The sequence below is a fragment of the Mycobacterium sp. genome, from assembly GCF_050701515.1.
Taxonomy (GTDB): domain Bacteria; phylum Actinomycetota; class Actinomycetes; order Mycobacteriales; family Mycobacteriaceae; genus Mycobacterium.
The window spans coordinates 1-10,937 of sequence record NZ_JBOGDB010000058.1 but is presented as its reverse complement, the minus strand read 5'-3'; the positions used below and the strand labels follow the sequence as shown (position 1 = coordinate 10,937).

General features: G+C 65.5%; 10 protein-coding genes. 5 read left to right on the top strand and 5 right to left on the bottom strand.

Going from position 1 to position 10,937, the window contains the following annotated elements; genetic code table 11:
* The coding region (locus ACRDU5_RS05045; RefSeq protein WP_526613303.1) for an Rv1352/Rv1906c domain-containing protein at positions 1-204 on the bottom strand (204 nt) is incomplete at its 3' end.
* Between the two features lie 28 nt (positions 205-232).
* Here ACRDU5_RS05045 and ACRDU5_RS05040 point away from each other — a divergent pair.
* Together ACRDU5_RS05040 and maeA are read left to right on the top strand one after the other, a co-directional pair.
* Positions 233-1,228 carry an LLM class flavin-dependent oxidoreductase gene (locus ACRDU5_RS05040; RefSeq protein ID WP_526613301.1) on the top strand — a complete coding sequence of 332 codons (996 nt, stop codon included), beginning with the start codon at positions 233-235 and terminating at the stop codon, positions 1,226-1,228.
* A 16-nt stretch (positions 1,229-1,244) separates the two neighbouring features.
* On the top strand, positions 1,245-2,888 hold the full coding sequence (gene maeA / locus ACRDU5_RS05035) for an oxaloacetate-decarboxylating malate dehydrogenase (RefSeq protein ID WP_526613300.1): 1,644 nt from the start codon (positions 1,245-1,247) through the stop codon (positions 2,886-2,888).
* A gap of 9 nt (positions 2,889-2,897) precedes the next feature.
* Here the strand turns inward: maeA and ACRDU5_RS05030 are convergent, their stop codons facing one another.
* From ACRDU5_RS05030 to aceA, 3 genes are all read right to left on the bottom strand, one after another.
* Positions 2,898-3,653: a glutamine amidotransferase gene (locus ACRDU5_RS05030; RefSeq protein WP_526613298.1), complete on the bottom strand. Its 756-nt coding sequence runs from the start codon at positions 3,651-3,653 to the stop codon at positions 2,898-2,900.
* A 178-nt stretch (positions 3,654-3,831) separates the two neighbouring features.
* Positions 3,832-4,371, bottom strand: a complete 540-nt coding sequence (locus ACRDU5_RS05025; RefSeq protein ID WP_526613296.1) for a hypothetical protein — start codon at positions 4,369-4,371, stop codon at positions 3,832-3,834.
* Between the two features lie 97 nt (positions 4,372-4,468).
* A complete protein-coding gene (gene aceA / locus ACRDU5_RS05020; protein ID WP_526613294.1) occupies positions 4,469-6,769 on the bottom strand; it encodes an isocitrate lyase ICL2 in 2,301 nt (766 codons plus the stop codon).
* Between the two features lie 235 nt (positions 6,770-7,004).
* Between aceA and ripD the strand changes: the two genes are divergently transcribed.
* From ripD to ACRDU5_RS05005, 3 genes are all read left to right on the top strand, one after another.
* Positions 7,005-7,547, top strand: coding sequence for an NlpC/P60 family peptidoglycan-binding protein RipD (gene ripD / locus ACRDU5_RS05015; RefSeq protein WP_526613293.1), 543 nt, complete (start codon positions 7,005-7,007; stop codon positions 7,545-7,547).
* A 74-nt stretch (positions 7,548-7,621) separates the two neighbouring features.
* Positions 7,622-8,074 (top strand): SgcJ/EcaC family oxidoreductase, encoded by a 453-nt coding sequence (locus ACRDU5_RS05010; RefSeq protein WP_526613291.1) that lies wholly within the window; start codon positions 7,622-7,624, stop codon positions 8,072-8,074.
* A 277-nt stretch (positions 8,075-8,351) separates the two neighbouring features.
* Positions 8,352-10,244, top strand: coding sequence for an acyl-CoA dehydrogenase family protein (locus ACRDU5_RS05005; RefSeq protein WP_526613289.1), 1,893 nt, complete (start codon positions 8,352-8,354; stop codon positions 10,242-10,244).
* A 72-nt stretch (positions 10,245-10,316) separates the two neighbouring features.
* Here the strand turns inward: ACRDU5_RS05005 and ACRDU5_RS05000 are convergent.
* A partial coding sequence (locus ACRDU5_RS05000; protein WP_526613288.1) for an ATP-binding cassette domain-containing protein occupies positions 10,317-10,937 on the bottom strand: 621 nt, incomplete at its 5' end.

Genomic DNA, 10,937 nt, shown 5'->3' with positions numbered 1-10,937 from the left:
GCACGTGCCGTCGGCAATGGGACCCGCAGAGCTGTAGATGCCCGGCACGATCTCGGTTCCCACCGCATACGTGCCGTCGTGGTCGATCGTCGTCTTGGGCTCAGGCGGCGGCGCAGGCGGGTCGGCGCTGGCAATGCCGACGGACGAACAGCAGCCGGCAAGGACGAGAACCGCGGTGACTACCGCTCGGCTTGGCGACCCCATAACACTTCAGCGTACCGATAATGTCCCCATGGATATCTCGTGCGCGTTTGCAACCTCGTCGAACACGCCGGCCCACGTCGAGTTGGCCGAAACGCTTGGTTTCAACCGAGCCTGGCTCTACGACTCTCCGGCGATCTACCCGGATGTGTGGATGATGCTCAGCAGGTGTGCGGAGCGCACATCACGGATCGGTCTGGGGCCGGGCGTCCTCGTTCCTAGCCTGCGCCATCCGATGGTCAATGCGGCAGCCATCGCCGAGCTCGTGAGCCAAGCCCCTGGCCGCGTGGCCGTCGCGATCGGGTCGGGGTTCACCGGCCGGCTGTCTCTTGGCCAGCGGCCGATCCGGTGGCGAAAGGTCGCCGACTACGTGCGCTGCTTGAAGACTCTTCTCGCCGGCGAGACCGCCGAGTGGGAGGGTGCAGCCATCCGCATGATGCACCTGCCCGGCTTCGGAGCAGGCCGACCGATCAACGTGCCCATCTTGATCGGGGCCGACGGCCCGAAAGGGCTCGCCGTGGCCGCCGAACTCGGTGACGGCGTCTTCTCCGCCGCCGTCCCGCAACCCGATGCCAGGGAAGTCGCCGACTGGAGGGCGCTGCTCGCATTCGGAACCATCCTCGATGAGGGCGAGGACCTGGCGTCCGGGCGGGTGATGGACGCCGCGGCACCCGCGGCCGTAGTGCTGTACCACGCCACCTACGAGCGTGGCGGCGCGCAGGCGGTTGACGGATTACCCGGCGGACCGGCGTGGCGCGAAGCGATCGAGGCGTTTCCCGAAGCAGAGCGACACCTCGCCATACACGAAGGGCATCTGGTGCAGGCCAACTCACGCGACGAGAAACACGCCGCCGAGCTGATTCCGTTCGCGAGCTCAATGGCGTTGACCGGCACGGCGGAGGACTTGCCCGGGAAGATCTCTGGACTCGCCGCTCTCGGCGTCACCGAACTCGTGTACCAGCCGGCCGGATCCGACATCGACCGCGAGCTCCGTGCCTTCGCCGTCGCGGCCGGCCTGACGGACTAGACGAAGGGGTTTCTCGATGTCCGACGAGAAAACGGGACAAGCCAAGTTGTTCGACGCATTGACGACCAAGGGCACAGCCTTCACGCACGCGGAACGTCGCAAGTTCGGTCTGCTGGGCCTGCTCCCGATCGCCGAGAAGACCCTGTCCCAGCAAGCCGAGCACTGCTGGCACGAGTTCTCCACCCGCCGTGACGATCTCGACAAACACATCTACCTGCGCGCGCTGCAGGACCGCAACGAGACCCTGTTCTACCGGGTCCTGCACGACCACATCCCCGAGACGATGCCGATCGTGTACACCCCAACGGTCGGCGTGGCCTGCCAACGCTTCAGCGAGATCTATCGGCGACCGCGGGGACTTTTCGTGTCCTATCCGGACCGGGACCGGCTCGGCGAAGTGTTGCGCAACCGCCCGCAGCGTGACGTCGACGTGATCGTGGTGACCGACGGACAGCGCATCCTCGGGCTCGGCGACCAGGGCATCGGCGGAATCGGCATCCCGATCGGGAAGCTCTCGCTGTACTCCCTCATCGGTGGCATCGACCCGGCCCGCACCCTGCCGATAGTGCTGGACGTGGGTACCGACAATGTCGAGCTGCTCGAAGACCCGCAGTACCTCGGCTGGCGCCACCGGCGGATCAGCGATCAGGAGTACTACGCGTTCATCGACGAGTTCGTCGCCACGGTGCACGAAGAGCTCCCAAACGTGCTGCTGCAATGGGAGGACTTCGCCACTGCGCACGCACTGCCGATCCTGGACCGCTACCGCGACAAGCTGCTCACCTTCAACGACGATATCCAGGGCACCGCTGCGGTCACGCTCGGCGCGCTGCACGGTGCGGCGAAGGTCGCCGGCCGCCCGCTGTCGCAGCAGCAGGTGGTGATGCTGGGCGCCGGCTCGGCCGGCATTGGCGTCCTGGACATGGTCCAGCGCGAGATGATGGCGCAGGGGCTGTCCGAGCAGGATGCGTCGGGGCGCATCTGGGTCGTCGACATCCAGGGGTTACTCACCCACGATCGAACGGATCTGTCTGCGGGACAACGGAAATTCACCCAGCCGGCCGGTCGCATCGCCAACTGGACCCTATCCGGGCCCGCCCAGTTGGCCGATGTCGTGCACCACGTCGACGTCGGCGTTCTGATGGGGCTGTCGACCGCGGCCGGTGCGTTCACCGAGGCCATCGTGCGCGAGCTGGCGGGTAAGACCGAGCGGCCCATCATCTTCCCGCTGTCCAACCCGACCAGCCACGCTGAGGCACATCCGGCCGAGTTGGACGCGTGGTCGGAAGGACGCGCGCTGATCGCTACCGGCTCACCGTTCGCGCCATTGGTTCGCGACGGAGTCGAACGGCCAATCGCCCAGTGCAACAACGTCTACATCTTCCCCGCCATGGGGCTCGCCGTGACCGCAGCGCAGGCCACCCGAGTCACCGACGAGATGATGCGGGTCGCCGCCGCGACGCTGGGCGATGCATCGCCCGCACTCTCCGACCCGGACCAGCCGCTGCTACCCGCCTGGGCCGATGTCCCCGATGTCGCGGTCCGCATCGCCCACGCCGTCGCTGTCCAAGCCGTCGCGGAGGGTGTCGCCCCGAGACGCAGCGGCCAAGAGCTGACAGAGGGGATCGCGCAGGTGCGATGGACACCGCAATATCGGTGAATCGGCGCCCTAGATCTTCCGCGCGTATCGCTCGGCGAATCTCCGCAGAATTGTCGGCGGATACTCGATATGCCGTTCTCGCGCAGCCGCTTTCAGTGACTCTGCCGACTCGGGCGCGAAGTATCCGTGGTTCTTGTAGACGTCTATCCGCGTGCAGATGCCGGCGACATCGAGTTCGGGGTGAAACTGCGTCGCATATACGTTGTGGCCCACCCGGAAGGCCTGCACTGGACAGTCAGCTGAGGACGCAAGGTGCACGACATTAGAGGGGAGCGAACTGGCTGCCTCCTTGTGCCCGCCGTACGCATCGAACACATCGGGCAGATCCGTAAAGAGCGGGTCCTCGCGACCGGCCGGGGTGAGTTTGATGGTGACGGCGGCAACCGGCTCGGGGTAGGACCGGTCGAGGGTGGCGCCGACAACCGAACCGAGCGTGCCCACGCCGTAACAGCATCCGAGAAAGGGAAAGTCGGAGTCGGCGATTCGATCGATCAGGGACAACAGCTCGGCTTCGACGCGTCGATGTGTCGCCGACTTAGAGTCCGGATCGTCAGTGACGTTATAGGGTCCGCCACCCAGGATGATGCCGGACCATTCGGCGAGGTCGATCGGTCCTAAAGACCTGTGGGTCAGGCGGATACGGTGCAGCCGGCTCGCATCGAGCCCGGAAAAGCGCATCATCGCGCGATACTCGTCGTCAGCCGCTTCGTCCTCGCCGCGGATGGACAGAAGCAGGAACGGGGCGTGCTCGTCGTCTGTTTGCATGCCGTTTTGTCAGCGGTCGCCAGCCGTCATACCTACGAGAGTATGCACACGCAGCTGCGCTAGGAGTGTGGTTTGATCTACCGCCGAGTGCGCGGTTGTTCCACACGAATCGCGAGTGCAGGCGCAAACAACCGCACGGTCGGCGCATCAACTCGCCGGCGGCGGACGCGTTCGACTACTACCAGCCCCAGCCATCATCCTCAGGGGCATCTCCGGGCGTGGCGGAGTTGTTTTCGGGTGCCTGCCGGGGCTCCGGCGCCACGCTGATCGGTGCCCGAGTGGCGGGTGTGCGGGTCACCCCGATTTCTGGCTTTCTCGTTGGGGACGGTGCGGCGGGACGTGGCGCCGGATACTCGCGATATTCACGAGCACCAGCCGGCGCCGGCTCGGGCTGTACCGGCGGTGGTGGCGGAGCCGCGGGTGGCGAGGGAACGGCCGGCTGGGGAGACCTGGCCTGGCTGGGCTGCGCGCTGCTCGGTGCGGGCTCGGCGGTTGGGCCGACGGTCGTCGCCTCCTCGACATCGGTACCCGGACTGGGTAAAACCAGCAGGACGCCGCACGCCACGGCGGCGACCGCCACGGTTGCAAGCGCAATCACCGCCCGCTTGGTCCGGTACCACGGCGGGTAAGCGCCCACCGCGATCGGATCGGTAATCGGCTCGTGGTCGTTCGACGTGTCGCTGTCGTCCGGAGCCGCCCACGGTTGCAGGGCAGTCATCAGGGCCTGGTCGGCAGCGCGGCGAAGGGTCCGACGTTCCATCAACCGATTGACCCGCCCCACCGGACAAGCCTAACGACAGAAAGCCGTGTGGCTCCTAGTCTTCCTTGCGAATCAACCGGCCCAGCGCCTCGCGATCGGGCGCGAGCAGCTCGGCGATGCGCTCATGGTTCAAGTCGCCGACGATGATCTCGCCCACCTCCTGGTAGACGTCGCGGAAGATGCCGTGTGACTTCATCTTCTCGGTCTGATACAGGTTGTCCTCGGTGGGCGTGACGTAGTACACCGCCTCGGCCTTGAAGCGGTGCACCAGCCAGAGGTGGACCAGCGTCATCAGCCGCTTCTGTCGCAGCTTCTCGGCGAACGTGTTCTGATCGCGCACCGTCAGGATGCTGCGGCCGTGCCGGTCCTTGATCGGATCGACGATCACGTTGGCGAGCTTCTCTTCCTCGCCGCCGTCCCGTTCGCCAAAAATGCCGAGCTCCAATACGTCCGAGCCGGGGCGCGTCGGCCGTAGCTGCACACGGAGCTTCTCGCCGAGTTGGTAGTGCTCGCTCCACATCGCCAGCCATTCCTCCAGCAGCTTCTTCGGTACCTCGGTCTGCACGAGATGCTGGTGCTGGGTCGATCCCTTGCCCATGGCCTTGGTGGTCGCCGTGCGCCCCGAGGACGCGGCCAGCGCGGCGTCGCTGCGCGGACCGCCGACCAGTGTTTGCGGCGTGCGGTAGGGCGACTCGACCAGGCGCATCTTGCGCTGCAGACGGGCCAGCGCCAGCATGCCGTCCTGGCGCAGCGCGGTGGCGAACTCCTCGGCCGCGACACCGTCGATCTGGTGTCCGCCGTACGTCATGAAGTTGAAGACGAAGCCCATCTTGCCGAGCTCCTCAGGGAACTTGCGCATCTCCTCGTCACTCATGCCGGTGGTATCCCAGTTGAACGAGGGGGAGAGGTTGTAGGCGAGCATCTTGTCCGGGTACGCGGCGTGAATCGCCTCGGCGAACTGCCGGGCATCCGCAAGATCTGCGGTCTTCGTCTCCATCCAGAGGATGTCGGCGAGGGGTGCCGCAGCAAGTGACTTCGCGATCGCATACGGTATGCCGCCGCGGATCTGGTAGTAGCCTTCCGGGGTTTTCGCCCCCTCGCAGTCCCATCCGGCGTCGGCGCCCAACTCCCTCGCCTTTTCGCGGGCTTCATAAAGCGATGCACGCTCGGCGAACCGACGCCATTCCGCGGCGCTCATGTCGAGCGGTTCGCCCTCGCGCTCACGGAACTCCAGAAGCTCCGCCACGGCCTCGCCGTAGGTCATCAGCCCGGCGTCGTCCTGCCACGCGTCGATGAAACTCGACTCGGCCTTGTCGAAGAGCGCGTCGAGCGATTGCTCCCCATCTTGCTGCCAGGCCGCGGCCGCCTGAGTGACCAGATCCAGAATGCCCTCGCGCTTCAGCCACGCGATGCCGGCGGCGTACTCGCCCTTGGGCAGAGCGTAGAGGAGATGGCCGTTCAGCTCCTTGACCCCCGCCTCGTAGAAGCTCCGCATCAACGCCAGGTAGCAAGCCTTATACGAGGGAACCTTCAGGTTGGTGGCGCCCAGCAGGAACGGCTGGTCGCGCTCGTCCGCGCGGCTGTCGATCAGGCTGGCGGCCTCGGCATCCGTGCGCGCGACGATGATGCCGGGCACCCCCATCACGTCGAGCTGGAAGCGGGCGGTGTTGAGACGCTTGAGCTGTTCGTCCGAGGGCACCAGCACCTTGCCGCCCTGATGGCCGCACTTCTTGGTGCCGGGGCGTTGGTCCTCGATGTGATATCCGGGGACGCCGGCCTCGACGAAACGGCGGATCAGGTTGCGTACGTGCGGATCGCCGCCGTGGCCGGTGTCGGCGTCGGCGATGATGAACGGCCGGAAGTCGTGTGCTCGGGTGTTGGCGCGTTGCTCTTCGCTCATCCGCAAACGCAGGTAATGCTGATTGCGGTCGGCGGTGAGAAGGGCACGCACCAGTCCGGCGGCCTCGTCCGGTACCTGGCTCAGGGGATAGCTGGCGAGGTCGGGACCCGGGTCCTCGCTGGTGGAACCCTTAGCGGACGTCGCCCAACCACCGAGGTAGATCCCTTCGATGCCCATCCGCTTCATGGTCACTGCCTGACCCGGCGAGTAGGGGCCGAATGTCGTGATGCTCTTGCGCTCGGCGAACAGCTCGCGCAGCCGCGGGTAGAAAGCCTCCGCCGCCTCTCTAGCCACGATGTAGTCCGTGGGGATCGTGCCGCGCTGCTCCACGACTTGTCGGGCCGTGTAGAGGCGAATGATCCCCTCGAAGCGTGGGCTGTCGAAGTATCGCTGCGTGGCGGCAACGTCCTGGTCGAACGGTGTGCGGGGCTGGGCATCCGCTTCGATGATGGCCATGGTTTCACCCTACGGCGCATCGCCGATAGTGGTGGAGTCTGCGCCCGATCCGGGCAGAAGTTAGCTCAAACCGGCTTCCGGTCACCGTTGCGTCACGGTACGGCAACTCATTGACCGTGTGCCGTGCGGCAAATGAGCCGCCGGCTCGTTGGCTTGTAGAAGTGATTCTGGTGACTGTCCACCAAAGGGCCACCTTGTTGTGTTCGCGCTTATGTCGCAGAGAGTTGGAATTGGGATGAGACGCATCTACGCCTTCGTTATCAGTCTGGCCGTCCTGGTGGCGACGCCCGGTCTCGCGACCGCTGACATTTTCACCCGGCCGGCGGGCGACCAGCAGGCCGTCGACTACGTGATCGCGCGCGCACTTTCGCAGCGCGGCGTTCCTTTCTCATACGGAGGCGGAGACGCCACCGGCCCTACCCGCGGCAGTGGCCCGGCTGAAAACGCCATCGGTTTGGACCGGGCCGGCCACGTCGTCGGATTGGACCCGGCCGAGAGCATCGTCGGCTTCGATGCTTCGGGTCTCATGGTGTATGCCTTCGCCGGCGTCGGGATCAAGATGGCGCGTTCCTCGGGGGAGCAGTACAAAACCGGCCGCAAGGTGCTGCCGGCGCAGGCGCTGCCCGGCGACTTGATCTTCTACGGCCCCAACGGCAACCAGAGCGTCGCGATGTTCTTGGGAAACGGGAAGATGTTGGAAGCCACCGACCCCGCAGTGACGGTTACGCCGGTCCGCACCAAGAACATGACGCCTTACTTGGTCCGAGTCATCGCGTGATGTCGCGGTCCGCCCCGGCCTAGGGAGAATGACCGGTCCATCATCGCTACCGTGAAATCCGTTAGGAGGAAGCGATGGCGACACCACACGCGACCGACGAAGCCGACATTCGACAGCGAATCGACAAGTTGGTGCATGCGATACGCGACACGGATCTCGAGGGTGTGATGTCGATTTACTCGCCGGACGTCGTGTCATTCGACATCCAACCGCCGCTGAAACATGTCGGAGCAGAGGCAAAGAGGAAGAACTGGGCAGATGCCTTCGCGGTGTACCAGCGTCCAATCGATTACGAGATTCGCGACCTCACCATCACCGTGGGCGACGACGTGGCGTTTGCGCATAGCCTCAATCGGATCAGCGGCACGTTGAAGAACGGAGCCCGGACCGCTCACTGGGTTCGGGCCACGACGTGCTTTCGGAAGATCGACGGCGTCTGGCTGATCGCGCATGACCAGGTCTCGACGCCCGTAGATCTGGGAACCGGCAAAGTGTTCCTGGATCTCGAGCCGTTACCTGAAATGTGAGTGTTTGGATGACTGGGCATTTCAGGCAGCCTCGCCGTTGGGCGAGGCACTCCCACCGTGTCTGCGGATAAACACCCTGCGCCCGCGCCCACTCGGCAAGCTTCCCAACACCCAGTCACACATGCATTCGCTGCCAAACACTCACACTTACTCGCGATTCTCCGAACAGCTCGCAACCCTGACAGCGTGACGCTCAAGTCGAAGCCGGAAAGGGCTTCGCGCACACCTCCGATCTAAGTTACTGTCGAGTAGGGCCGGATATGTGGGGAGATCTGCGATGACCGTTACCGAAGAAGTCAGCGAACGCCAGGCCAGGGAGGTCGCCGAGCAGGCGCGGGAGGCGCAATGGCACCAACCCAGCTTCGGCAAGGAGCTGTTCCTCGGCCGACTGCGGTTGGACCTGGTCCATCCTCATCCGCGCGGCTCGGCGGAGTCTGCCGAGCGCGGTGAGGCATTCCTCGCGAGACTGCGCGAATTCTGCGAGTCACAGATCGATGCCGCTGTCATCGAACACGACGCCCAGATCCCGGACAAGGTGATCCGCGGGCTCAAGGAGCTGGGCGCGTTCGGCATGAAGATCGGCACCCAGTACGACGGACTCGGCCTGTCGCAGGTCTACTACAACAAAGCGCTCGCTCTGGTCGGTTCGGTGCACCCCTCGCTGGGCGCGTTGCTTTCCGCGCACCAGTCGATTGGAGTGCCGCAGCCGATCTCGATGTTCGGCACCGACGAGCAGAAACAAACCTGGCTGCCCCGGTGTACCCGGGAGATCAGCGCGTTTCTGCTCACCGAGCCGGACGTGGGCAGCGACCCGGCCCGGCTGCACACCACCGCCACGCCGGACGGCGACGACTATGTGCTGAACGGGGTCAAGCTATGGACAACCAACGGTGTGATCGCCGACCTGCTTGTGGTGATGGCTCAAGTACCCAAGAGCGAAGGGCGCAGGGGTGGGATCACCGCGTTCGTGGTGGAGGCGGACGCTCCGGGCATCGTCGTCGAGAACCGCAACGCGTTCATGGGATTGCGTGGCATCGAGAACGGCCTCACCCGGTTGAACGACGTGCGGGTGCCGACCGCGAACCGGATCGGCAAGGAAGGCGATGGGCTACGGATCGCGCTGTCCACGCTGAATGTGGGGCGGCTGTCGCTGCCCGCAGTGTGTAGCGGGTCGGCGAAATGGTGTCTGAAGATCGCCAGGGAGTGGTCACGGGAGCGGGTGCAGTGGGGCCGGCCGGTCGGCGAGCACGAGGCGGTGGCCGGCAAGGTGGCGTTCATCGCCGGCACCGCCTACGGCTTGGAGGCGATGCTCGACCTGGCCAGCGAGCTGGCCGACGCAAAACAAACCGACATCCGGATCGAGGCGGCTCTGGCCAAGCTGTACGGCTCGGAGATGGCCTGGCTGATCGCCGACGAGCTTGTACAGATTCGCGGCGGGCGCGGCTTTGAGACCGCCGAATCGCTGGCCGCCCGCGGGGAGCGCGGGGTGCCCGCCGAACAGGTGCTGCGGGACTTGCGCATAAACCGGATCTTCGAAGGCTCCACCGAGATCATGCATCTGCTGCTCGCCCGTGAGGCGGTGGACGCGCACCTGTCGGTGGCGGGCGACATCATCGACCCCGACGCCGACCTGCGAGACAAAGCAAAAGCGGCCGCCGCGGCCGGGAAGTTCTATGCGCGCTGGCTGCCCACCTTGGTTGCCGGCAAAGGCCAGCTGCCGACATCGTTTAGTGAGTTCGGAACGCTGGCAGGGCATCTGCGCTATGTCGAACGGGCCAGCCGCAAATTGGCGCGCAGCACCTTCTACGCAATGTCGCGGTGGCAGGGCAAGCTGGAGCATAAGCAGCGGTTCCTGGGCCGGATCGTGGATATCGGCGCGGAGCTGTTCGCGATGACGGCGGCATGCGTCCGGGCACAACGTGACCGGTCGGACGAAACCGCGGTCGAGCTCGCCGACGCGTTCTGCAGCCAGGCACGGGTTCGGGTCGAGCAGCTATTCGACCAGCTCTGGCGTAACTGCGACGACTCCGACCGGACGCTGGCTCGTGGCGTGCTCGACGGTCGCTACACCTGGCTGGAGGAAGGGATCCTCGATCCGTCGATCGAGGGACCGTGGATCGCTCAGGAGGGCGGCGAAGCGAAGGACGACGTGCACCGCGTCATCCGCTGATAGACGCCTAGTGTCGTGAGTCGATGCTCAGAGGATAGCGCTTGCTGCACAATCTCTTTCGGCGCAATAGCGTCAATCGCCGACGTAGTCGGCGAGGTGCTCGCCGGTGAGGGTCGAGCGGTCGGCGACGAGGTCGGCGGGGATGCCCTCGAAGACGATCCGGCCGCCGTCGTGGCCGGCGCCGGGGCCGAGGTCGATGATCCAGTCGGCGTGCGCCATGACGGCCTGGTGGTGCTCGATGACGATGACCGACTTGCCGGAGTCGACGAACCGGTCGAGCAGGCCGAGCAGCTGTTCGACGTCGGCGAGGTGCAGGCCAGAGGTCGGCTCGTCGAGGACGTAGACGTCGCCCTTGTCGCCCATGTGGGTGGCGAGCTTGAGCCGCTGCCGCTCACCGCCGGACAGTGTGGTGAGCGGCTGACCGAGGCTGAGGTAGCCGAGGCCCACATCGGCGAGCCGTTCGAGGATTTTGTGGGCGGCCGGCGTGCCGGCCTCGCCGTCGTCGAAAAACCCCAGCGCGTCGGTCACCGACATCGCGAGCACTTCGGCGATGTTCCTGCCGCCCAGCGTGTATTCCAGCACCGATGCTTGGAACCGCTTCCCCTCGCACTCCTCGCAGGGGGACTCGACGGTGGCCATGACACCCAGCTCGGTGAAGATGACGCCGGCACCGTTGCAGGCCGGGCAGGCGCC

Bases quoted from the DNA above. Each gene is read 5' to 3' on its own strand.
- ACRDU5_RS05040 (WP_526613301.1), top strand. From the start codon at position 233: ATGGATATCTCGTGCGCGTTTGCAACCTCGTCGAACACGCCGGCCCAC.
- aceA (WP_526613294.1), bottom strand. From the start codon at position 6,769: ATGGCCATCATCGAAGCGGATGCCCAGCCCCGCACACCGTTCGACCAG.
- ACRDU5_RS05025 (WP_526613296.1), bottom strand. From the start codon at position 4,371: ATGACTGCCCTGCAACCGTGGGCGGCTCCGGACGACAGCGACACGTCG.
- maeA (WP_526613300.1), top strand. From the start codon at position 1,245: ATGTCCGACGAGAAAACGGGACAAGCCAAGTTGTTCGACGCATTGACG.
- ACRDU5_RS05010 (WP_526613291.1), top strand. From the start codon at position 7,622: ATGGCGACACCACACGCGACCGACGAAGCCGACATTCGACAGCGAATC.
- ACRDU5_RS05005 (WP_526613289.1), top strand. From the start codon at position 8,352: ATGACCGTTACCGAAGAAGTCAGCGAACGCCAGGCCAGGGAGGTCGCC.
- ACRDU5_RS05030 (WP_526613298.1), bottom strand. From the start codon at position 3,653: ATGCAAACAGACGACGAGCACGCCCCGTTCCTGCTTCTGTCCATCCGC.
- ripD (WP_526613293.1), top strand. From the start codon at position 7,005: ATGAGACGCATCTACGCCTTCGTTATCAGTCTGGCCGTCCTGGTGGCG.